The organism is Mangrovimonas aestuarii, assembly GCF_028767185.1.
Taxonomy (GTDB): Bacteria; Bacteroidota; Bacteroidia; order Flavobacteriales; family Flavobacteriaceae; genus Mangrovimonas_B; species Mangrovimonas_B aestuarii.
Genome location: NZ_JARACK010000001.1, coordinates 493,198 through 516,914, shown reverse-complemented (window position 1 = coordinate 516,914; position 23,717 = coordinate 493,198). Strand labels below are relative to the sequence as shown.

Genomic DNA, 23,717 nt, shown 5'->3' with positions numbered 1-23,717 from the left:
TTTTTTAATTGTAAAAAAGAAAACCCCGCAATTGCGGGGTTTTTATTTGGAGTATGTTGTTTTTTATACATCATCATAATCTACTACGATGGTTGGTGTAGTGGGATGGGCTTGACAGGTAAGCACCAAGCCTTCTGCCAATTCACTGTCGGTTAAAATGCTATTTTGACGCATAATGGCTTCACCTTCGGTTAGCCTTGCAATACAGCTACTGCAAATACCACCTTGACAAGAATATGGTACATCGATATCCTCCTTAAGAGCAGCATCAAGGATGCTTTGTTTTTGTGACATTTCGAACTCAAATTCTTCATCATCAACAATTACTTTTACTTTAGCGTTGCCATTTCCTGCTTCTACAGCAACAGGTTCTGCCGGAGTTCCAGCTGTAAAAAGTTCGAAGAATATTTTGTTTTCATCAATGCCGTTTTCCTTTAAAGCATCGGTTGCCGTATGAATCATTTCTTCAGGGCCACACAGGTAAAAGGCATCTGGAGCACCATTTTGGCAATGGTGTTTTAAAGTGTAGTTTACGGCCGATTTGTCGATGCGTCCAAAAAGAGCGTTATCGGCTTGAGCCTGGCTAAATACCCATTGGATTACCAAGCGTCCGTTAAACTCGTTTTCAAGAGCTTTAAGTTCGTCAAGAAAAATGGTGTCCAAAGGTGTTTTGTTACCATAAGCTAATACAAATTTGCTATTTGGCTCGTCCTTTAAAATGGTTTTGGCAATTCCTATAATTGGGGTAATTCCACTACCAGCAGCAAAAGCAGCAACGGTTCTGCTTTTAGAGTTATCGGCTTCAAAAGTAAAACGGCCATTTGGTGTTGCAACTTCTAAAGTATCGCCAGCTTTTAAAGTATTGTTGGCAAAATGCGAAAATGCACCGCCAGCAACTTCCTTCACAGCTACTTTTAGTTCGTTTGTATTTGGGGCTACGCAAATGGAGTAATCACGACGGACTTCCTTTCCGTTAAGTGTAGTCTTTAATGTTAAATATTGTCCAGCTTTGAAAGAAAAAGCGTCTTTTAAATCCGATGGTACATCAAAACTAATGGTAACGCACTTGTCCGTTTCCTTATGTACTTCTTTTATAGTGAGTTTATGGAATTGTGCCATATAATATTATTTTTTGCAAAAATAGTGAAGCTTTTGGGGATAACAGATGAAAAGTGTGAAAATTAGTTTAGGAGCCTTTTGGAGGTAATAGTATGAGGGTAAAAAAACTATACATCTAAAACTTATGCATAAGAAAATTATGTATATATTTGAAGTGTTATGAGCAATTCAAAACTATATAAGGGGAGTCTGGCGACCATTATCTTAAAGCTGTTGAGTGAAACCGATAAGATGTATGGTTATGAGATTACCCAAAAAGTAAAAGCCCTTACTGAAGGTGAACTAAAGATTACCGAAGGAGCTTTGTATCCGGCATTACACAAATTGGAGGCCGATGGCCTTTTGGAAGTTGAAGTAGCTAAAGTGGATAACCGCATGCGTAAGTATTATAAACTCACGCAAAAGGGCACTACCGAAACCGGTAATAAATTACAGGAGCTGGAGCGCTATATCAAGACCATGCAAGAATTGATTAACCCAAAACTTGCTTAACATGAAGGCAACTTTATCCCAAGAAGAAATACAGTTTGTAGATACCTATTTAAAGAACTCCGACGTACGCTTTGCAGATATCCGTATGGAAATGTTAGATCATGTGGCTTCTGAAGTTGAGGCAAGAATGGAACGGGGTGGCGATGATTTTTACGAAACCTTTAAGTGGTATATGGCGGCAAATAAAAAGAGTTTATTGAAGCAGAGCAGAAATTATTTGTTGGAATCGGAGAAGAAACTGTTTAAACAGTTGGTGAAAAATATTTATTCATGGCAGGGAGTGTTAATTGTCCTAGGAAGCTGTTTTGGAGTGTTTTTGTTGACTAAATTTTTTGATACTAGCTTATTAGAGTACTTGCCAATTACTGTTAATTTATTGGCCTTTTTCATTTACACCCATCAAATAAGAAAAGTCAAGTTACGGTTTTCGGCTTTGGAACATATAGGAGTGTACCTGTTTATCTTACCACAATATGTTTATATAGGTTTCCTTCCTTTAGGAGAGAATACGCCCATTACAATAGGAACACTTATTTGGTTAATGATAGGCGTTCTTATACTACTCTTAATGCTACAGTTAATGACCCAAACGTTTAAGGAATTTAAAACCAAATACGAGCCTACAGTATGAAGCCTACTTTAACAAAAGAGGAAATACAGTTTATAGATACCTATTTGAAGAACTCCGATGTGCGTTTTGCAGATATCCGTATGGAAATGGTAGATCATGTGGCTTCGGAAATAGAACTGCAAATGGATGAACGTGATGAAGACTTTAGAACGGTGTTTATAAACTATATGGCGAATAACAAAAAGAGCTTAATTAAAAATAGTAAAAAGTATTATATAGTAGCAGATAAGAAGTTACTAATACAGCTTTTAAAGAATATTTTTTCCTTAAATGGAATTCTGATTATTCTAGGGAGCTATTATGGAGTTAAAGTTTTATGGCATATAATCGATCCAGATTATGTGAGAAAGCTGCCATATTTATTATGTGTTTTTCTTCCATTAGTGTATTTGGTTGATTATAAAATTTATAAAAAGCGATATTCTTATCTAGAGCGAGTGTGTTTCTACTTTATGATTTACTTTAATATAGCGAATATAGTTTTTAAGCCTTTTGGTTTGGAGAATCTAGAGAGTGCTTATGATGTGGGGCAAGCTATTTTCGAGGTTTCATTAGGAATTGCTTTCGCCATGTTTTTACTTCAACTAGGAATACAAAAATATAAGTCTTATAAAACAAAATACAAAGTCCTGTCATGAAACAACAAATCACCGAAGATAGAATAGCTCAGCTTTATGAATTTACAAAAAAGCACTTTGTAGATCATTACGATATTCAAACCGAGTTGGTAGACCATTTGGCAAATGGTATAGAAACGCAATGGGAAGAGCACCCTAACCGTAATTTTGAAGAAGCGCTGCAAATTGAGTTTAAAAAGTTCGGGGTATTTGGCTTTCAGGATGTCGTGGAGCAGCGCATGTCAGCATTAACCAAACATTACTGGAAGGAAGTTTGGCAATTGTTTAAACAGTACTTTAAGCTGCCCAGGATTATTATGACGGTGGCGTTGATGATTATTGTTTACTGTCTGATGAATTACTTTCTTTTTAATGAATATGTTGTATATGGATATTTTGGTTTTGTATTAACCCTGTTTGTCGCACAGACTTTTAGATTAAGGAGAAAATCTAATAAAAGATATAAGCAAGATGGGAAGCATTGGCTATTTGAAGATGTAATTAATACACTTGGTCAAACTAGTTTCATAGCACAGTTACCAATGCAGATTATGCTTTATACAAACATGTTTTTGGAAAAAAATATGGAAAGTGTTGTGGCTACTTTAATATTGACTGTATTTATGGTTTTATATGGATTGTTGGCATATCTAATAGCTTTCTACATCCCCAAACACATGGAAGAAAAGCTACAGGCCATGTATCCAGAGTATAAAATGGTGTAACATTTCTGCTTCAATAGCTACCCATAGAACAACCAGCTAACTTTACTTTTATGCTTAAACACTTTATTAATCTGGAATGGAAGTCCTTTTTTAGGTCGGCTTCCTTTGGTTCAAACCTTGTTATTAAAATTTTTATGGTGCTCGGGATGTTGTATTTTATAGCAACATTTCTGTTTTTAGGAGTTGGAGCATTTTATTTAATTCAAGAGCAATCTACTGAAGACCCTTTGCAAGTGGTTAACGGCATCCTTATCTATTATGTGGTTGTCGATCTGGTGATTCGTTATTTTCTTCAGAAAATGCCGGTCATGAACATAAAACCATTGATGTATTTGCCGTTATCGAAATCGAAAATCGTGCATTTTGCCATGGGGAAAACCGTGATTTCATTTTTTAATATTGTGCATGCTTTCTTCTTTGTGCCATTTTCAGTGGTTTTGTTGATTGAAGGCTACGATCCTGTTTCGGTTATTGGTTGGCACTTAGCTATGATAGGATTGTTTTACTCCAATAACTTTATCAATATATTGGTTAATAATAAAGATGCTGTATTTGCTGTGGTGGTAGGTGCAATTATAACACTCTTTGGTTTGCAATACTATGGGGTGTTTAATGTAACCACTTACACGCAGCCTGTGTTTCAAGCGTTTTATAACCAACCGTATTTAGGTTTGATTCCTTTGATATTGTTGGCGCTTCTTTATAAAACAGCGTTCAATTATTTCAAGTCGCATTTGTATTTGGATGCAGGCTTGGCAGTAAGGGATAAAATTGCCGAAACAGAAGATTACGGTTGGCTGGATCGATTTGGAAGTTTGGCGACTTTCCTTAAGAATGATATCCGATTATTAAAGCGTAACAAACGCTCACGTACGACTGTAATTATGAGTGTGCTGTTTATTTTTTATGGGCTATTGTTTTTTACCAATGCCGTTGAAGCCTACGATGGTCCGTTTTGGAGAATATTTGCGGGGATATTTGTCTCGGGAGGTTTTTTATTGAACTTCGGTCAGTTTGTGCCTAGCTGGGATAGTGCTTACTATCCGTTGATGATGAGTCAGAACATCCGTTACCGTTCATATTTGGAGTCAAAATGGTATCTTATGGTTATGGCTACTGTTGCTTCGGCAATATTATCGGTATTTTATTTGTACTGGGGATGGCAAGCCTATGCGGCAGTTGTTGTGGGTGCTATTTATAACATTGGCGTGAATTCGCATCTGGTACTTTGGGGTGGGGCCTATATCAAGACGCCTATCGACTTAAGCAGTGGGAAAAAAGCATTTGGTGATAAGCAGTCGTTTAATATGAAGACCATGTTGTTGGCTATTCCTAAGTTGTTATTGCCAATGGCACTTTATGCTTTGGGACATTTTACCTTAGGGGAAGTGTTTGGTTTTGCTTTGGTTGCCATTGCTGGAGTAATAGGCTTTATGTTTAAAAACAAAGTGTTCAACATTATAGAAAAAGTATACAAGCAAGAGAAATACGCTACCCTTGCCGCTTATAAACAGAAAAATTAATCAGTATGATATCAATAACTAATTTATCGAAAACATATAGCGGGAAGACCGTTTTGAATATAGAATCGTTGGACATCCCTAAAGGACAAAGTTTTGGTTTGGTTGGTAACAACGGAGCAGGTAAAACAACTTTTTTCAGCTGTCTGTTGGATTTAATACAACCAACTACAGGGTATATTTCCAATAATGCCATAAAGGTTAGTGAAAGTGAGGATTGGAAACCATTTACCTCTGCTTTTATTGACGAAAGCTTTTTGATTGGTTATCTCACTCCAGAGGAATATTTCTATTTTATTGGAGACTTACGTCATCAATCTAAAGCGGATGTTGATGGACTTTTAGAGCAGTTCTCAGATTTTTTCCACGGTGAGATTATTGGTCAGAAAAAATACTTGCGTGACTTGAGTAAGGGAAACCAAAAAAAGGTTGGTATTGTAGCGGCATTGATTGGTAATCCGGAGCTTGTTATTTTAGATGAACCTTTTGCAAATTTGGACCCTTCAACCCAAATACGATTAAAGCAAATCGTTAAGGATTTAGCAGCTCAAAAAGGTGTGACGGTTTTGATTTCCAGCCACGATTTAATGCATGTTACCGATGTGTGCGAACGCATAGTGGTACTTGAAAAAGGTGAGCTGGTAAAAGATCTTGAAACCAATATGGCCACCTTAAAAGAGTTGGAAGCGCACTTTTCTGGAGAAGTAGTGGTGTAGTTAAAATTTTATGGGTGATAAAGAACCGCCCAAGGGCGGTTCTTTTTTAAGGATGGTTTTTGAATAACTTTATTAAGCTCTTTGTTTTGATTTGCCTTTGTTGTCCTTCCCTTTAGCTTGTGCATTTCCTTTGGATCGATGCTTCTTTGATTTCGAGCTTGCGTTGTTTTTTAAAGCATGGAATTCCGGAGAACCTGGTTTTATCCCAACTTGCTTCGCAATATATCCCCAACCTTTTGTTTTATTGATTCTATAAACATCCAATACTTCGTCAATTGGCCTTTTAGAAAGCTTGGCTATTTCCAAAGCAATATAAATATCACCTGCATTCATTTGAAGCTTGGTGCGCATAGACTCAATTTTCCTTTCAGAAATATTATATGTCAAAGCCATATCGGCTTTAAAAATGCCAAAATCAACATTAGCTTCGGTGTTTATTGTGTTGAGATCGGTATCCAATTGAATACTGCCCGTTTTAAATTCAATTTGAGCGTAAGCACTTAAGACGCTCAAGGAAAATAGGAATACTAGTAAATGTTTCATAATGTAGGTTTTTTGTCGGCATTAGAAATGCCTATTGGTTATCGATTTGAGTTAAGACATAAAAGTAATAAAAATAAGACGTATGGTGGTAGGTAATAGAGATAAAGACTAAGAACTGTTCTGCGTGGTTCTGAAAAACGGATAGGTCTGGTGTTAGTTCTAGTTGATACAGGTTGTTTAGCAGTTTTGATTTTTAGATAAACACTTTATAAGTAAAGACTTTCTTTTGTTTTTTTAGCTTTACTAAGTTATCTTTTGTAATGTATTGATTAACTGCTGATAATTGTATAAATTCATGGCATAGTTCAGGTGGATTTTAGTATAAGAAAAACCTATAAAGCTCTTCAGTTTAATAGCTCACAGTATTGTAAATTTATTAACCAACAATAAAATTTTTAACAATGGGAAACAACACAAATCAGGGCGCGCCATCAAGTGGGGCAAGCTACAACGTTAACCAAAATGGCAAGTGCCCGTTTATGCATGGAGAACTTAATAAAGGTGCTGGTTCGGGTACCAAAAACCGCGATTGGTGGCCAAACCAACTGAACTTAAATATATTGAGGCAACATTCATCGAAGTCTAACCCTATGGATGAGGACTTTAATTATGCCGAGGAATTCAATAGCCTCGACTTAGAGGCAGTAAAAAAAGATCTTAACAATTTAATGACCGATTCCCAAGATTGGTGGCCTGCAGATTTTGGCCATTATGGAGGATTGTTTATCCGTATGGCTTGGCATAGTGCAGGAACCTATCGCATTGCAGATGGCCGTGGTGGTGGTGGAACAGGAGCGCAGCGTTTTGCGCCACTTAACAGTTGGCCGGATAATGCGAACTTAGATAAAGCAAGACGATTGTTGTGGCCCATAAAGCAGAAATATGGAAGAAAGATCTCTTGGGCTGACTTGATGATTTTAACCGGTAATGTGGCATTGGAATCCATGGGCTTTAAAACCTTTGGTTTTGGTGGTGGGCGTGAAGATGTTTGGGAGCCTTTGGAAGACATATACTGGGGGCCAGAAGGCGAGTGGCTCGCAGATAAGCGTTATACAGGTGAAAGAGATCTAGAAAATCCGTTAGCAGCTGTTCAAATGGGGCTGATTTATGTTAACCCAGAGGGGCCTAACGGTAAGCCCGATCCTGTAGCCGCTGCTCACGATATCAGAGAAACTTTTGGGCGTATGGCAATGAACGATGAGGAAACCGTTGCATTGATAGCCGGTGGTCATACTTTTGGAAAAACCCATGGTGCCGCCAATCCTGATGAATATGTAGATGTTGAGCCAGAAGGAGCAGGTATAGAAGAGCAAGGTCTTGGGTGGAGAAATAGGTTTGGAACCGGTTATGGAAACGACACTATTACTGGTGGGCCTGAGGTTACTTGGACCAAAACACCAACTAAGTGGAGTAATAACTTTTTTGAAAACCTGTTTGGTTATGAGTGGGAATTGACCAAAAGTCCAGCAGGAGCCTATCAATGGGTAGCCAAAAATGCCGAGGCAATTATTCCAGATGCTCATGATGCTTCAAAACATCACAAACCAACAATGTTGACAACCGACCTTTCCTTAAAAGAGGATCCTGCTTACGAAAAGATTTCCAGACGTTTCTATGAAAATCCTGATGAGTTTGCCGATGCTTTTGCAAGAGCTTGGTACAAGCTTACACATCGTGATATGGGGCCAGTTGCTCGTTATTTAGGGCCAGAAGTGCCCAAAGAAGAGTTGATATGGCAAGACCCAATTCCTAAAGTTGACCATCAGTTAATTGATGATAAGGATATTGCCGATCTAAAGAGTAAGATACTTGATTCAGGGTTGTCTATTTCTCAATTGGTGTCCACTGCCTGGGCGTCGGCATCAACCTTCCGAGGATCAGACAAACGTGGAGGGGCCAATGGTGCACGCATCCGTTTGGCGCCACAAAATAATTGGGAAGTTAACAACCCTCCTCAGTTGGCAAAGGCTCTTGATATACTTGGAGGCATTCAAAAGGATTTTAACAGTTCGCAATCGGGTAATAAAAAAGTATCGTTGGCAGACTTAATTGTTTTGTGTGGTTGTGCAGCTATTGAGAAAGCTGCTAAAAACGCTGGTCATAATGTAGCCGTTCCGTTTACCCCAGGCCGAGCCGATGCTTTAGCAGAACAAACCGACGCAGAGGCATTTGATGTGTTAGAGCCTGCCGCCGACGGTTTCAGAAACTATAGAAAGACCAAATACTCTATATCATCAGAGGAAATGTTAGTCGATAAATCGCAGCTTTTAACCTTAACAGCACCAGAAATGACGGTTCTTTTAGGGGGGATGCGTGTACTAAACACTAATTACGATGGTTCAAAACATGGCGTATTCACCAACAATCCAGAATCGTTAACCAACAATTTCTTCGTGAACTTGTTGGACATGGGAACGGTTTGGAAAGCAACTTCAGATGCTCAAGAAGTATTTGAAGGACGCGACCGAAAAACTGGTGACCTAAAATGGACTGCAACCCGAGTGGATTTGGTTTTCGGTTCTAACTCCGAACTTAGATCGCTTGCTGAGGTTTATGCTAGTGAAGATTCCAAAGAAAAGTTTGTAAACGACTTTGTAAAGGCTTGGGATAAAGTAATGAATTTGGATCGCTTTGATTTGAAGTGATAAGAACTGGTTTTATTAGTTAGTTTTAAAGCAGCCAATAGGCTGCTTTTTCTATTGTTGAGTTTATGAAGTAGCAATTGTGTAAATGTAGAATCTCCAAAACTCTCTATTAATCTTTAGCTATATTCAAAAAGATGTTTATTTTTACCTTTTTGCATAATAACGGCGCAACTTTGCTGTTATACGATTGGAATAAATACAGTTAAGATTGAGAGCATCTTTAAAGGGGATACTGATATTAGTGGGTACTTGTGCGGTTTTGGTAAATTGCTCAAGAAAGAAGAATACGTTTGTAAGTAGAAATTATCATGCGCTTACAGCCAAAGACAATGCCATGTATAATGGGTATTTGGCTTTAGATGAAGGTAAAAATGGTTTAATTGAAACTTATGCTGATAATTATTGGGAAATCCTTCCTGTAGAACGTATGGAGGTTTTTGAGCAAGTAACTCTGCCAGGTCAAACTAAAAACCCCAATTTTGAACGTGCTGAAGAAAAGGCGGTTAAGGCAATCCAAAAGCATTCAATGAATATTAAGGGGCGCGAGTACAATCCGCAGATGGATGAAGCATATTTGCTTTTGGGGAAAGCTCGATATTTTGATCAGCGGTTTATTCCGGCTCTAGAAGCGTTTAATTATATTCTTTATAAATATCCAACTAGTGATAAAATAAACCAAGCCAAAATATGGCGGGAAAAGACAAACCTGCGTTTGGATAATGTGCAATTGGCAGTTGATAATCTTAACGATTTAATGGAACAGCAGGAATTGGAAGGCCAGGACCTGGCCGATGCAACCTCTACCTTAGCTCAAGCTTATATTTATTTAGAGGAATTTAATCAGGCTATTGAGCAGCTGAAGATTGCTTCTGTTGTTACTAAAGACAAGGAAGAAGAAGGGCGTTACCTCTTTATTGAAGGGCAATTGTACAATGAATTAGGCCAAAAAGATAGTGCAAACTTGGCCTTCGACCGTATTATTGAATTAAAACGTAAAACCCCGCGTGTGTATTGGGTAAATGCCCAAATAGAAAAAGCGAAAAATTTTGAATATGAAACTGGAGATAAAACTTTGTTTTTAGAGCATTTAAACAAAATGGCAGAAAACAGGGAGAATAGACCTTATCTAGACAAAATTTTCCATCAAATAGGTGAGTATTACAGGTTAAACGACAGCAGCGTTCAAGCATTTACCTATTACAACAAGTCTCTTAGAACCAATAGTGAAGATAAAGTCCTCAAAGCTCGTAACTATCGAACAATGGGAGATATGAGTTTTGATGATGCGCAGTACAAGCTTGCAGGAGCTTACTACGATAGTACATTGACTCAGTTAGAAGCACGATCAAAGCCGTATCGAACCATTAAACGGAAAAGAGACAACCTTGATGATGTTATTCGGTATGAGGACATCGCACAACGCAATGACAGTATTCTAGGCTTGGTTAATTCCACTGAAGCTGAGCTTGTGGCCTATTTTACAAAATATGCAGAGAACTTAAAGACTGCTGATGAAGCCGCTAAAAAAGCTGCCGAAGATGCTGCTTTGGCCAAAGCATATGGCAATCAGGCTGAGTTGGGAGGGAATGTCGCTCCTGATTTAACCAATTCTGGCGGGCCAAATAATGTCTCGACTTTCTATTTTTATAATGCCAATACTGTGGCTTATGGTAAAAATGAATTCAGGAAACTTTGGGGAGATCGTAAGTTGGAAGATAATTGGAGATGGTCTGAAAAGCAGGCGTCTGCAATAAAACAGGATGAAGTTGTTAATGAAGAGCAAGATGTCGTTACTGATGTTGAGCAAAAATACGATCCACAATTTTATATTGCTCAATTGCCTACAGAACAAGAGGAGATAGATAGTATAACAACCGAACGTAATTTTGCATACTACAGGTTAGGACTCATTTATAAGGAAAAATTCAGTGAATATGGCCTTGCCGAGGATAAATTTACACAATTACTGAACTATGATCCAGATGAAAAATTAGTTTTGCCATCTAAATACAATTTGTATAAAATTTACCAGCTTCAGCAGGACAATGTCAAAGCTAAAGCCATTAAGCAGGATATTATTACCAACTATCCTGAGTCTCGTTACGCTGAGATACTTATCAATCCTGAATTACAAGTTAAAGACGATGAGAATAGTCCGGATAGGGTTTATGAGGACCTGTATGCTAAATTAGTAAATCAACAATATGCCGAAGTAATTAGTGGAGCTGATGAATCCGCTAGGGTGTTTCAAGGTGAGGATATTGTTCCTAAGTTAGAATTGCTTAAAGCTCAGGCAAAGGGACGATTGTACGGGTATGAGGAATATACTAAAGCTTTAAACTATGTAGCTTTAACCTATCCTGATAGTCAAGAGGGGGCACAAGCAAAATTGTTGATCGATCAAACCTTACCGAAATTAGCCAATGCTGAATTTGTATCCGATAGTTTATCTACGAGCTTTAAGGTAATTTACAAGTTTGAGGAAGTCCCAAAAGAGGAAATTACTGGTTTTGCAGAAACATTGGATGAGGTTTTGGCGAATGTTCAGGACTATAAACTTACCACATCTATAGATACTTATGACTTAAAGACAACTTTTGTTGTTGTCCACGGTCTTAAGAGTAAAGGTGGGGCAGAAGGTTTCGTAGAGTTGTTCCTGGGTAAGGAACAGGATAAAATTAAGAAACCACATTTTGTAATTTCCTCAGAGAATTATACTATTGTACAGATACATAAAAACTTAGAAACCTACTTATCAACTTATAATTAAAATAATTTATGTTTTCCGAAAATAAAAAGGACAAGCAAAGCCTCGAATTAACCACAAGCCAAAATGTTATTGCACAAGGAACCAAAATAGTTGGAGATATAACAAGTGAAGGGGGATTTAGAATAGATGGCACCATAGAAGGTACACTCAAAACCCCGGGAAGAATTGTTGTTGGTAAAACGGGTGTAATTGAAGGAACTGTAGAAGGAACCGATGCTTATTTTGAAGGAACGTTTTCAGGTAAGCTTTCCTTATCAGGAACATTAACCCTTAAGCCAACAGCAAAAATTGAAGGTGATGTTACTGCGGCTAAGCTTGCTGTTGAACCCGGAGCAACCTTTAATGTTACTTGTGCCATGACAGGTGGGGTAAAATCCATGAAAGGTGAAAAGAAATCAGAAAAATCAGCCTAATAAGTACCTAGTCCTTACGGGTGCAGCCTTCCAGATGGGGGCTATCATCTATTTGGGGAACCTCCTGGGTGAGTATCTCGACAGGAAGTACCCCAATCCTGATGATTTATATACAAAGTTTGTTACTTTAGCGGCCGTAATTCTGGCTATACTTAGTATAATCAGACAGGTTAATTCTCTATCAAAACGCGAATGAGTACACAGGTTTTACTAAGAACTGTAATTAAGAACGTATTGTTAATCGTTGTTGTTTTTGCGGTTTCATTCAATCTTCATCAATACCTTTTAAATAATCAAGGGACTACGTTAGCATTTTCTCTGTTTGATATCTATCTATTTCACTGTATAGCTTCATGTCTTGTTTATAGTATTATTGAACTTTTGGCAATGAAATTGCCAGATCAAGCTGGATTTGGCTATTTGGCAACCACTTTTGTTAAGGTTGGCGTTTTCGTTTTGTTGTTTCAGCATTCTGTTTTTGACGTTGAAGTCTTTAAAATGTCAGAAAAACTAGCTCTAGTTATTCCTTTATTCGTCTTTCTTTTTGTTGAAGTTTATCTTGTAGCAAGGCTTCTGAATGCCAAATAGTTGGCTTCTTTTCTCTCTTTTTCTGTACGTGCTTTTTAAATGCCTAAAAAACAATCTAAAAAAGGGTTTGTATTTTTAATTTATTGTGTAGCTTTGCACCGAAATTTAGAGAGCATAAATTTTATATCGATTCAAGGTTATGATGATAGCACAAAAATCTATCAAATTTTTCGCAACTATAGCACTTACTTTAGCTTCAGTTGTTTCGTTTGCAGGAGGTAATGGTAGTCAGGGAGGTAATCCAGTAGATACCGATAAAGAGATTCTAGACTATATTCTGCATCACATTCAAGATTCGCACGATTTCACGTTTTTTACCGATGGAGAAACTGGAAAGCATTATGGTTTTCCCCTTCCTGTTATTTTGGTGGACAACGGACTTCAAGTATTTATGTCTTCAAAGTTTCACCACGGAGAAACTATAGCTGAGCATAACGGGAATTACTATAAGTTGTTCCACGGGAAAATTTACAAAACCGATGCTGAAGGGACTCTAAATATGGACGATCATCATCATCCAACAAATGTTAAGCCTTTAGATTTATCCATTACTAAGAGTGTGGTGGGTATGTTATTTATTGGTTTGTTGATGATTTGGGGATTCTCTTCTTTGGCAAGAGGATACAAAAAGAGTCCAATCCCTACTGGTTTTGCAAGAGTATTGGAGCCACTAGTTATTTATGTGCGTGACGATATTGCTAAGCCAAACATTGGTGAGAAGAAGTACAGAAAGTATATGGGCTTCTTGCTAACTGTATTCTTCTTTATATGGATATCTAACTTAATTGGTTTAACACCACTTGGGTTTAACGTAACAGGTCAGATTGCTGTAACATTTGCATTGGCTTTGTTTACTTTTCTTATCACTACTTTTAGCGGTAATAAAGATTACTGGGGACACATTTTCTGGATGCCAGGAGTGCCTGTTCCAATGAAAATTATATTGATTCCAATTGAGTTGTTAGGTATGCTTACTAAGCCGTTCTCGTTAATGGTTCGTTTGTTTGCTAACATCTCTGCAGGTCACATTGTAGTAATGAGCTTGATAGCAATTACGATTACAATGAAGGAAATGTTAACACCTGTTGGGTCTACAGGTCTATCATTGTTGTTAACATTGTTCATCATGTTAATTGAGCTATTGGTAGCCTTTCTACAAGCGTTCATCTTTACCATGCTATCGGCATTGTTCATTGGTATGGCAGTAGAAGAACACGAACATCACTAAGAATTAAAAGTTTGTTTAATTATATAAATCAATTATTATGACAATTCCAAATTTAGTAGGTGCTGGTTTAATCGTTATCGGAGCTGGTATTGGATTAGGTAAGATCGGTGGATCTGCAATGGAAGGTATTGCTCGTCAACCTGAAGCTGCTGGAAAAATCCAAACTGCGATGATCATCATCGGTGCATTATTAGAAGGTTTGGCATTCGGTGCCCTTTTCTTAGGAAAATAATCCGGAAACAACTTAACTTATTCCTATTGCGGTTGGCAGTAGGAATAAGTTTTAAAAATTGAACTTGATTTTCTTTAATTAATATATACAATGGATAAGTTATTAAACGATTTTTCGCCTGGTTTGTTTATAATGCAAACAATCATACTATTAATATTAATCGTATTAATGGTGAAATTTGCTTGGAAACCAATTTTGAATGCATTACAAACTAGAGAAGAAGGAATCCAGGATGCACTTGATGCTGCTGAAAAAGCTAAAATCGAAATGGCAAACTTAAATGCCGATAACGAAAAGCTTTTAAAAGAAGCACGTGCAGAGCGTGAAACACTACTTAAAGAAGCTCGTGAGATGAAAGCTCAAATGATTGCCGATGCTAAGGAAGAAGCCGAAGTGCAAGCAAACAAGATGGTTGAGCAGGCTCAGGCTTCTATTGAAAGCGAAAAGCGTGCAGCTATGGCTGAGTTGAAAAACCACGTAGCTGGATTATCATTGGAGATCGCAGAGAAAGTAGTGCGCAAAGAACTATCTAGCGACGACAAGCAAGTAGCACTTGTTGAGTCTATGTTAGGTGAAGCAACTTTAAACTAATACGTAAGCATGGCAGGAGTAAGAGCAGCAGTACGTTACGCAAAGGCCGTTTTAGACCTTGCACAGGAGAAGCAGGTGGCAGAGGCTGTAAACAACGATATGGTATCTATTACCAAAACCGTTGAAGCCAGTACAGAATTACAGCAAGTATTGCAAAATGCTGTAATTAACCCTGAAGCAAAAAAGGCAGCATTACTTGGTATTTTTACTGATTTAAATGCAGTAACTGCTGGCTTGATCGATACACTAATCAGCAATAAGCGTTTAAACATAATCTATGCTGTTGCCAATAAGTATATTGAACTTTATAAAGTAGCTCAAGGTATAGAGGTAGCACATGTAACTACTGCAGTACCGTTAACTGAAGAGCTTAAAACTAAAGTATTGGATAAGGTAAAGACCTTAACAAACAGTACTAAAATAGAATTGGAAAGCACTGTAGATGCCGATATCATTGGAGGTTTTGTTCTACGTGTAGGCGACAAGCAATATAATGCTAGCATCGCCAACCAATTACAAACGTTAAAAAGACAACTTACATTAAATTAAAAAGAGAGTCAGGCCTTAGTGCCTGATTTCAAATATATTTTAAATACTTAAAACGATGGCAGAAGTAAAACCAGCTGAAGTATCAGCAATCTTAAAACAACAACTTTCAGGTTTTGAAGCCAGTGCTTCATTGAACGAAGTAGGGACAGTTTTAACTGTTGGTGATGGTATTGTACGTGCTTACGGACTTTCTAACGCTCAATATGGAGAATTAGTTGAATTTGAAGGAGGTCTTGAAGGTATTGTACTTAACCTTGAAGAAGACAACGTAGGTATTGTATTGTTAGGTGCTTCACAAGGAGTTAAAGAAGGATCTACAGTAAAACGTACCGAACGTATCGCATCTATCAATGTAGGTGAAGGTATTGTTGGTCGTGTGGTTGATACTTTAGGAAATCCAATTGATGGTAAAGGACCTATTACGGGAGAAACTTACGAAATGCCTCTAGAGCGTAAAGCTCCTGGTGTTATCTATCGTGAGCCAGTAACAGAACCATTGCAAACTGGTATTAAGTCTATCGATGCCATGATTCCTGTAGGACGAGGACAACGTGAGTTGGTTATCGGTGACCGTCAAACTGGTAAAACAACAGTTTGTATCGACGCTATCCTTAATCAAAAAGAATTTTTCGATGCAGGTAATCCTGTATACTGTATATATGTTGCGGTTGGTCAAAAGGCATCAACGGTAGCAAACATTGCTAAAACATTAGAAGAAAAAGGTGCTTTAGCCTATACTACTATTGTAGCTGCAAATGCATCAGATCCTGCACCAATGCAGGTATATGCACCTATGGCCGGAGCAGCAATTGGTGAGTATTTTAGAGATACTGGTCGTCCAGCATTAATCGTGTTTGATGATTTATCAAAGCAAGCAGTAGCTTACCGTGAGGTGTCATTATTATTACGTCGTCCACCAGGACGTGAGGCGTATCCAGGGGACGTTTTCTACTTACACTCTCGTTTATTGGAGCGTTCTGCAAAGGTGATAAATGATGACGAAATTGCTAAGGAAATGAACGACCTTCCAGAAAGCTTGAAACCAATCGTTAAAGGTGGTGGATCATTAACTGCACTTCCAATTATCGAAACTCAAGCTGGTGACGTATCTGCATATATTCCAACTAACGTAATTTCAATTACTGACGGACAGATTTTCTTGGATGGGGATTTATTTAACTCTGGTGTGCGTCCAGCAATTAACGTAGGTATTTCTGTATCTCGTGTAGGTGGTAATGCTCAGATTAAATCAATGAAAAAAGTATCTGGTACATTAAAACTTGACCAAGCACAGTTCCGTGAATTGGAAGCTTTTGCTAAGTTTGGATCAGATCTAGATGCTGTAACGTTAAATGTAATTGAAAAAGGAAAGCGTAACGTAGAGATCTTAAAACAAGCTCAAAACGATCCTTATACTGTAGAAGATCAGGTGGCAATTATCTACGCAGGTTCTAAGAACTTGTTAAAAGATGTACCTGTAGAGCGTGTTAAAGAATTCGAAAGAGAGTACCTAGACTTTTTGAACGCTAAGCATAGAAACATATTAGATACTCTTAAAGCTGGTAAATTAACAGACGAGGTAACCGAAACGCTAACTAAAGTAGCTAAAGATCTATCAGCGGCTTACAAAGCATAAATTTTAGTGTAGAGTTGGGTCGTGAGGGCAAAAGTTCTCACAACCCATAACTCTGAACTTTTAACTTATAACAATGGCGAATTTAAAAGAAATACGTAACAGAATATCATCGGTGTCTTCAACCATGCAGATTACCAGTGCCATGAAAATGGTATCGGCTGCTAAGTTGAAAAAAGCACAAGATGCTATTACCGCAATGCGTCCTTATGCTGATAAGTTAACTGAGCTTTTACAAAGCTTGAGCGCAACTTTGGATGCAGATTCAGGAAGCCAATTTGCCGAGCAAAGAGATGTTGAGAACGTATTGATCGTAGCCATAACCTCTAACAGAGGGTTGTGTGGGGCGTTCAACTCTAACATCATTAAGGAAGTAAGCCGATTGACTAACGAGGTTTACGCCAATAAAAATGTGTCTTACATTACTGTAGGTAAAAAAGCTAACGATGCGTTTGCCAAAACTGGTAATGTTATTAGCAATCAAAGTGATGTTTACGACGATCTAACGTTTGATAACGTTGCAGCTATTGCCCAAGAGGTAATGGACAGATTCTTAAGAGGAGAGTTTGATAAAGTAGAATTGGTATACAACCAATTTAAAAATGCGGCAACTCAAATCGTTACAACAGAGCAATTTTTACCTATTGTACCAGTTGAACAAGACAACAATGTGAACCTTGACTACATCTTCGAGCCATCGAAAATGGAGATTGTAGAAGAGTTGATCCCTAAGTCTTTAAAAACACAAATGTACAAGGGCATAAGAGACTCTTTTGCTAGTGAGCACGGTGCTCGTATGACGGCGATGCACAAAGCTACTGATAACGCAACTGAGTTGAGAGACCAATTGAAGTTAACTTACAACAAAGCACGTCAGGCAGCAATTACCAACGAAATCTTAGAGATTGTTGGTGGTGCCGAAGCACTGAACAACTAATCATTTAGTTCTACATATTAATAAAAGCCTCGCATTAGCGGGGCTTTTTGTTTTATTAGTATTTATAAAATTAATTGTCATCTATTGGTTTTTTAAAATTTCAAGCTTGGAAAGCTGAATATCCATTCTTTAAATCCACAAATTTTCACGATATTTGTAATCCGATGAAACTATCTTGGCAAGGTTTATTATCACTGCTTAAGTTCCTTATTAAAAGGAACCCAGAATGACTTTGGTGATTTTTTTATTTCACTGAATCAATCACCTATAAAAATTATTTACTATGCCGTTTTATCATAAATTAGGTAAAATACCACCAAAAAGACATACTCAGTTTAGAAAGGAAGATGGTAGTTTGTATTACGAACAACTATTTGGAACCATCGGATTTGATGGAATGTCGTCTAACTCTTATCACGAGCATCGCCCTACGATGGTCAAAGAGATAAAAAAGCAATATAGTGTTGCTCCCAAAATAGCCAAGGGGAATAATATTCAATCATATCGTTTTAGAGGCTTTCAGGTGCCTCAGGTCGAGGATTATCTAGAAAGTAGAAAAATAGTATTGACCAATAGTGATTGTAATATCATTTTGGCTGCACCAAAGCATTCTACCAAGGACTATTTCTACAAAAATTCAGACGCAGACGAATTGATCTTTGTCCACCGAGGTACAGGTAAGCTGAGAACCCATTTGGGGAACCTCGATTTTAAGTATGGAGACTATCTTTTAATTCCTCGAGGAATTATTTATAAACTAGACTTCGACACAGAAGACAACCGCTTATTCATTGTTGAATCTTATCGTCCTATTTATACACCCAAGCGCTACCGTAACTGGTTTGGTCAGTTGCTAGAACATTCACCATTCTGCGAGCGTGATATTCGTCAGCCACAAGAATTGGAAACATACGATCAGAAAGGTGAATTCCTGATGAAAATTAAAAAGCAGGACGAGATTTTCGATATGGTTTACGCTACGCATCCATTTGATGTTGTGGGATATGATGGATTTAACTATCCATACGCCTTCTCAATACACGATTTCGAGCCTATTACTGGACGTATTCACCAACCGCCACCAGTACACCAAACATTCGAAACAGATGCTTTTGTAGTGTGTAGTTTCGTGCCTAGACTGTATGATTACCATCCAGATGCTATTCCTGCACCTTATAATCACAGCAATATAGACAGTGACGAGGTGTTATACTATGTAGATGGTGATTTTATGAGTCGTAACGACATCGATGCAGGACATATCTCCTTGCATCCGGCTGGTATTCCTCACGGACCACACCCAGGTGCTACTGAGCGCAGTATTGGACAAACCGAAACCGAAGAGTTGGCTGTTATGGTTGATACATTTAAGCCGTTAAAAGTAACAGAAGAAGCCATGAAGATTGCCGACGAGCAATACTATCAATCTTGGTTGTAAGAATTAACTAAAAACGTATAAAAAAATTGACTGTATGTCGTTCATTTTAAACATAAAGAATCATGAGTAAAGAAATAAAGTCAGTAGACTACGGATTGGAAAAGATTTTTGAAGGGGCACAAGATTTCTTGCCTCTATTAGGAACGGATTTCGTTGAGTTTTATGTAGGTAATGCTAAACAAGCAGCACACTTCTATAAAACTGCTTTCGGATTCCAATCATATGCATATAAAGGACTGGAAACAGGAAGTAGAGAAACTGTTTCTTATGTTTTGAAACAAGATAAAATCAGATTGGTATTAACTACACCATTAAATTCCAAGCACCCTATTAACGACCATATCGTAAAACATGGTGACGGAGTTAAAGTAGTTGCTCTTTGGGTAGAAGACGCCAAAAGTGCTTGGGAAGAAACAACTAAAAGAGGTGCCAAATCATTTATGGAACCTACGGTAGAAACTGATGAGCACGGTGAAGTAGTAAGAGCTGGAATCTATACCTATGGTGAAACGGTACACATGTTTGTAGAGCGTAAAAACTATAATGGCGTGTTTATGCCGGGCTTTGTTGAGTGGGAGTCTGATTATAATCCAGAACCAGTTGGATTGAAATACATAGACCATATGGTAGGAAACGTAGGTTGGGGTGAAATGAACACTTGGGTAAAGTGGTACGAAGACGTTATGGGCTTTGTTAATTTCCTTTCATTCGACGATAAGCAAATCCATACTGAATACTCTGCACTTATGAGTAAGGTAATGAGTAATGGTAACGGTCGTATTAAATTCCCAATTAACGAACCAGCAGAAGGGAAGAAGAGATCTCAAATTGAAGAGTATTTGGACTTCTACGAAGGCTCTGGAGTACAGCATATTGCAGTAGCTACAGACGATATCATTAAAACGGTTTCTGCATTAAGGTCTAGAGGTGTTGAGTTCTTGTCTCACCCACCGCAGGCGTATTACGATGCAGTGCCGGGTAGATTACATGAATTTGATCACGAATTAAGAGAGAATATAGAAACCTTAATGTCATTAGGTATCATGATCGATGCTGATGAGGAAGGATACTTGTTGCAGATCTTTACTAAACCAGTTGAAGACCGGCCAACGTTGTTCTTCGAGATTATCCAAAGAATGGGAGCTCGCGGATTTGGTGCCGGTAACTTTAAGGCCTTATTCGAGTCTATCGAAAGAGAACAGGAAAAGAGAGGTACCCTATAAACCTTTTTTATAAAATTTAAAAAAACTCCATCAATGCACTTGATGGAGTTTTTTGTTTTAATATTTTTGGAACAATAATTGTTTTATTGCGAAGAAATCACAATGAAATAATATTATACCATGAACCAGCTTATGAAAAAAGTCTCACTATTTATATTGTTATTAATATCCTTTCAACTGGTTTCTGCTCAGGATCCTAGTGCTTTCGATACGGGGGAATGGTTCAAGTTTAGGATGAGTTATAGTGGTTTTTTAAAAGCCGGAAACGCTACCCTTCATGTTAACGATACTTTTATTAATGAGAGGCCTGTTTACCATGTGGTAGGGAAGGGGTGGACAACTGGAGCAATAAAATGGTTTTTTAAAGTAGAAGATCGTTATGAGAGCTATTTTGATAAGCAACAACTAATTCCTTACCGATTCATTAGGGATATTGATGAAGGCGGTCACACCAAGGACATAGAAATTGAATTCGATCACCAAAAAAATAAAGCCTACGTAAATAATAAAAAACACAATAAGCAATCTGTAATTGATACCGAGCCTAACGTGCAGGATATGGTGTCCACGTTCTACTATTTGCGTAATAGTTTGGATACTGAAGGGTTAAAGCTTGGAGACGAAGTTATGGTAAATATGTTTTTTGACGAAGAGAATTACGGGTTTAAGCTAAGGTTTCTTGGAGAGGAAACTATAAGTACTGATTTTGGTGATATTCACACTTTAAAGTTTAGGCCATATGTTATGGCAGGGCGCGTATTTAAAGAAGAGGAAAGTTTAACCCTTTGGGTGTCGAACGACAAAAATAAAGTACCTTTACGCATCAAAGCAGATTTGGCTGTAGGCTCACTGCGCGCCGATCTAGAAGCCTTTAAGGGGCTTAAACATCCTTTTAAAATTATTGTAGAAGACTAACTAATGAGCATAGATAAGAACATAATAGATCAATTAGAAGATAAGTATGGTTTGTTGGGTCAAAACCTTGAGACCCATCTCGAAGGATTAATACACAGTAAACCTATTAATTACTGGGATTACATACAAACTGATGCCTTGTTGAATTTACAAATACAACGCTCTACTTTGCCAGATGAGATGGTGTTTATCATGTACCATCAAATCAATGAACTATTGTTCAAAATGATTCTTTGGGAGATTGAGCAAGTTGCCGAGAAAGAGGATATAGAAGCCGATTTCTTCGCGGAAAAGTTAATGCGAATCAGTAGGTATTTTGATATGCTGACTTCGTCTTTTACAATCATGAAAGATGGTATGGAAGTGGAACAGTACAATAAGTTTCGATTGACTTTAACACCTGCAAGTGGTTTCCAAAGTGCTCAGTATCGAAAGATTGAATTTGCCTCTACGGAATTAATCAATCTTATTGACCATAGATTTAGAGCTACCATAGATAGAAACACACCGTTTGAACATGCTATAGACCATTTGTATTGGCAAGCGGCTGGAAAAGACTACAAAACTGGCAAGAAAAGTTATTTATTAACAGTTTTTGAAGAGAAATACAAAGATGAATTTATTAGATTTGCCGAATTCTATAACACTCGTAATCTGTGGACTAAGTTCAAATCATTGCCGCAAGAGGTTAAAGAAAATAAAACATTAATCGATGCAATGCGCCATTACGATTATACCGTAAACATCACTTGGGTGATGGCACATTACAATACAGCCAACCATTATTTGAACATTGGTGGTGAAACTGCTGAAGCGACTGGTGGTAGCGAATGGGTAAAGTATATGCATCCTAAATATCAAAGAAGAATATTTTTTCCGGAATTATGGAGCGAACAAGAATTAAGAGATTGGGGAAAGAATGTATAATCCTTTTAACGGCAATATTAACGTTTGCTGGCTGTAAGGATAAAAAACAACCGGTAGAAAATAATGATGAAATTGCTCAGGTTGAAGAGCCTGTAGATATTTATGAGTTCGGTTTTAATCTAAATGATTTTATCGTTAAGCGCGACACCATTAGAAAAGGTGATAGTTTTGGATTGATTTTAGAAAGAAACCGTATTGGTTATCCTAAAATTTATCAGATAGCCGAAAAAGCCAAGGACTCTTTTGATATAAGAAATCTTCAAGTAGGGAAGCCCTATACCTTGTTGTGCTCCAAGGATACCCTTCAAGAAGCACGATGTTTTATCTATCAGCCTAGTAAGGAAGATTATGTTGTAATCAATTTTAACGATTCTATTCATGCTTATACAAGTAAAAAACCTATCAAGTATGTTGAAAAGGAATTTTCTGGGGTCATTACAAGCAGTATTTCTGAAACACTTGATGAGAACGGTGTTAGCTTTGTTTTAGCTTACAAAATGTCCGATATTTATGCTTGGACCATTGACTTTTCTAGACTTCAAAAAGGCGATCAATTCAAGGTAATTTACACAGATAAATATATAGATGATACCATTTATGCAGGTGTGGATAAGGTAAAGGCAGCTTATTTTAAGCATAATAATGAGCCATTTTATGCTTTTGAATATATGACTGATTCCGTAAAAGGAATTACGGATTACTTCAGTGAAGAGGCTAAAAATTTACGTCGCGCCTTTTTAAAAGCTCCTGTTGAGTATAAGCGAATTTCTTCAAGATATAACTTGAAGAGGCGCATTGCTCTATACGGAAGGGTAAAACCACATAAAGGAACTGATTTTGCTGCAGCTGTGGGGACGCCCATTCGTGCTACGGCTAATGGAACGGTTAGCAAAGCTGGCTATACCCGAGGTAATGGTAATTATGTGAAAATTAAACACAATGGTACCTATTCAACCCAATACTTGCATATGCAAAAACGTAAAGTAAAGAAAGGTCAGTACGTAAAGCAGGGCGACGTAATTGGTTGGGTAGGAATGACGGGATACACCTCTGGGCCTCACGTTTGTTATCGTTTTTGGAAGAATGGGAGGCAGGTAGATCCCTTTAAGGAAAAACTTCCAGAAGCAGAACCTATTTCAGATAGTTTAAAAGAGAAATATTTAAAGTATATTGAGCCTATAAAGCTCCAATTGGATGATATTATTTCCAAGGAATTGCCTATTGAACCAGTTCAGGAGACTAAAATTACCCAATCACTTTAAATT

The 23,717-nt window shown here is 37.7% G+C and carries 24 protein-coding genes; 22 read left to right on the top strand and 2 right to left on the bottom strand.

Translation table 11 applies throughout. The features are described 5' to 3' along the window. Positions 1 to 63 precede the first annotated feature (63 nt). Positions 64 to 1,119 (bottom strand): ferredoxin--NADP reductase, encoded by a 1,056-nt coding sequence (locus PWU04_RS02380; RefSeq protein WP_274474198.1) that lies wholly within the window; start codon positions 1,117 to 1,119, stop codon positions 64 to 66. A gap of 159 nt (positions 1,120 to 1,278) precedes the next feature. Between PWU04_RS02380 and PWU04_RS02375 the strand changes: the two genes are divergently transcribed. From PWU04_RS02375 to PWU04_RS02350, 6 genes are read left to right on the top strand one after another with little or no spacing between them, the layout of a single operon-like run. Further along, positions 1,279 to 1,611 carry a PadR family transcriptional regulator gene (locus PWU04_RS02375; RefSeq protein ID WP_274474197.1) on the top strand — a complete coding sequence of 111 codons (333 nt, stop codon included), beginning with the start codon at positions 1,279 to 1,281 and terminating at the stop codon, positions 1,609 to 1,611. Between the two features lies 1 nt (position 1,612). Then, the gene (locus PWU04_RS02370; protein ID WP_274474196.1) at positions 1,613 to 2,242 is read left to right on the top strand and encodes a hypothetical protein; all 630 of its coding nucleotides are present in this window, start codon (positions 1,613 to 1,615) and stop codon (positions 2,240 to 2,242) included. Next, positions 2,239 to 2,880, top strand: coding sequence for a hypothetical protein (locus tag PWU04_RS02365; RefSeq protein WP_274474195.1), 642 nt, complete (start codon positions 2,239 to 2,241; stop codon positions 2,878 to 2,880). The genes PWU04_RS02370 and PWU04_RS02365 overlap by 4 nt, the downstream gene beginning before the upstream one ends. Continuing rightward, positions 2,877 to 3,584 carry a hypothetical protein gene (locus PWU04_RS02360; protein ID WP_274474194.1) on the top strand — a complete coding sequence of 236 codons (708 nt, stop codon included), beginning with the start codon at positions 2,877 to 2,879 and terminating at the stop codon, positions 3,582 to 3,584. The genes PWU04_RS02365 and PWU04_RS02360 overlap by 4 nt, the downstream gene beginning before the upstream one ends. 50 nt (positions 3,585 to 3,634) lie before the next feature. Continuing rightward, positions 3,635 to 5,107 carry a DUF5687 family protein gene (locus tag PWU04_RS02355; RefSeq protein ID WP_274474193.1) on the top strand — a complete coding sequence of 491 codons (1,473 nt, stop codon included), beginning with the start codon at positions 3,635 to 3,637 and terminating at the stop codon, positions 5,105 to 5,107. Between the two features lie 5 nt (positions 5,108 to 5,112). Further along, positions 5,113 to 5,820, top strand: coding sequence for an ABC transporter ATP-binding protein (locus PWU04_RS02350; protein WP_274474192.1), 708 nt, complete (start codon positions 5,113 to 5,115; stop codon positions 5,818 to 5,820). Between the two features lie 72 nt (positions 5,821 to 5,892). Here PWU04_RS02350 and PWU04_RS02345 read toward each other — a convergent pair whose 3' ends face one another. Beyond that, on the bottom strand, positions 5,893 to 6,363 hold the full coding sequence (locus PWU04_RS02345) for a hypothetical protein (protein ID WP_274474191.1): 471 nt from the start codon (positions 6,361 to 6,363) through the stop codon (positions 5,893 to 5,895). 401 nt (positions 6,364 to 6,764) lie between these two features. Here PWU04_RS02345 and katG point away from each other — a divergent pair, with 401 nt between their 5' ends. The 16 genes from katG (at position 6,765) to PWU04_RS02265 (ending at position 23,714) form a co-directional block, all read left to right on the top strand. Next, positions 6,765 to 9,008, top strand: coding sequence for a catalase/peroxidase HPI (gene katG, locus PWU04_RS02340; RefSeq protein WP_274474190.1), 2,244 nt, complete (start codon positions 6,765 to 6,767; stop codon positions 9,006 to 9,008). A 208-nt stretch (positions 9,009 to 9,216) separates the two neighbouring features. Continuing rightward, a complete protein-coding gene (gene porW, locus PWU04_RS02335) occupies positions 9,217 to 11,778 on the top strand; it encodes a type IX secretion system periplasmic lipoprotein PorW/SprE (RefSeq protein ID WP_319946472.1) in 2,562 nt (853 codons plus the stop codon). Positions 11,779 to 11,786: 8 nt separating this feature from the next. After that, the gene (locus tag PWU04_RS02330; protein ID WP_274474189.1) at positions 11,787 to 12,191 is read left to right on the top strand and encodes a bactofilin family protein; all 405 of its coding nucleotides are present in this window, start codon (positions 11,787 to 11,789) and stop codon (positions 12,189 to 12,191) included. Next, complete coding sequence (locus PWU04_RS02325) at positions 12,163 to 12,387, top strand: AtpZ/AtpI family protein (protein WP_274474188.1); 225 nt, start codon at positions 12,163 to 12,165, stop codon at positions 12,385 to 12,387. Before PWU04_RS02330 ends, PWU04_RS02325 begins: the two co-directional genes overlap by 29 nt. Beyond that, a complete protein-coding gene (locus PWU04_RS02320; protein WP_274474187.1) occupies positions 12,384 to 12,779 on the top strand; it encodes a DUF6168 family protein in 396 nt (131 codons plus the stop codon). Before PWU04_RS02325 ends, PWU04_RS02320 begins: the two co-directional genes overlap by 4 nt. Before the next feature lie 139 nt (positions 12,780 to 12,918). Beyond that, positions 12,919 to 14,007 (top strand): F0F1 ATP synthase subunit A, encoded by a 1,089-nt coding sequence (atpB, locus tag PWU04_RS02315; RefSeq protein WP_274474186.1) that lies wholly within the window; start codon positions 12,919 to 12,921, stop codon positions 14,005 to 14,007. 37 nt (positions 14,008 to 14,044) lie between these two features. Next, on the top strand, positions 14,045 to 14,239 hold the full coding sequence (gene atpE, locus PWU04_RS02310) for an ATP synthase F0 subunit C (RefSeq protein WP_274474185.1): 195 nt from the start codon (positions 14,045 to 14,047) through the stop codon (positions 14,237 to 14,239). A gap of 90 nt (positions 14,240 to 14,329) precedes the next feature. Next, entirely contained in the window at positions 14,330 to 14,830 is a 501-nt protein-coding gene (locus PWU04_RS02305) for a F0F1 ATP synthase subunit B (RefSeq protein WP_274474184.1), read from the top strand. 9 nt (positions 14,831 to 14,839) lie between these two features. Further along, positions 14,840 to 15,379, top strand: a complete 540-nt coding sequence (atpH, locus tag PWU04_RS02300; protein WP_274474183.1) for an ATP synthase F1 subunit delta — start codon at positions 14,840 to 14,842, stop codon at positions 15,377 to 15,379. Between the two features lie 55 nt (positions 15,380 to 15,434). After that, on the top strand, positions 15,435 to 17,015 hold the full coding sequence (atpA, locus tag PWU04_RS02295) for a F0F1 ATP synthase subunit alpha (RefSeq protein WP_274474182.1): 1,581 nt from the start codon (positions 15,435 to 15,437) through the stop codon (positions 17,013 to 17,015). 73 nt (positions 17,016 to 17,088) lie between these two features. After that, positions 17,089 to 17,949: an ATP synthase F1 subunit gamma gene (gene atpG, locus PWU04_RS02290; RefSeq protein WP_274474181.1), complete on the top strand. Its 861-nt coding sequence runs from the start codon at positions 17,089 to 17,091 to the stop codon at positions 17,947 to 17,949. A gap of 283 nt (positions 17,950 to 18,232) precedes the next feature. After that, complete coding sequence (locus tag PWU04_RS02285; protein WP_274474180.1) at positions 18,233 to 19,387, top strand: homogentisate 1,2-dioxygenase; 1,155 nt, start codon at positions 18,233 to 18,235, stop codon at positions 19,385 to 19,387. A 62-nt stretch (positions 19,388 to 19,449) separates the two neighbouring features. Continuing rightward, on the top strand, positions 19,450 to 20,610 hold the full coding sequence (hppD, locus tag PWU04_RS02280) for a 4-hydroxyphenylpyruvate dioxygenase (RefSeq protein ID WP_274474179.1): 1,161 nt from the start codon (positions 19,450 to 19,452) through the stop codon (positions 20,608 to 20,610). Between the two features lie 132 nt (positions 20,611 to 20,742). Beyond that, positions 20,743 to 21,525 (top strand): DUF3108 domain-containing protein, encoded by a 783-nt coding sequence (locus PWU04_RS02275; protein ID WP_274474178.1) that lies wholly within the window; start codon positions 20,743 to 20,745, stop codon positions 21,523 to 21,525. Between the two features lie 3 nt (positions 21,526 to 21,528). Then, positions 21,529 to 22,452 carry a tryptophan 2,3-dioxygenase family protein gene (locus PWU04_RS02270; protein WP_274474177.1) on the top strand — a complete coding sequence of 308 codons (924 nt, stop codon included), beginning with the start codon at positions 21,529 to 21,531 and terminating at the stop codon, positions 22,450 to 22,452. After that, positions 22,410 to 23,714 (top strand): M23 family metallopeptidase, encoded by a 1,305-nt coding sequence (locus PWU04_RS02265; RefSeq protein ID WP_274474176.1) that lies wholly within the window; start codon positions 22,410 to 22,412, stop codon positions 23,712 to 23,714. Before PWU04_RS02270 ends, PWU04_RS02265 begins: the two co-directional genes overlap by 43 nt. The last annotated feature ends 3 nt before the right edge of the window (positions 23,715 to 23,717 follow it).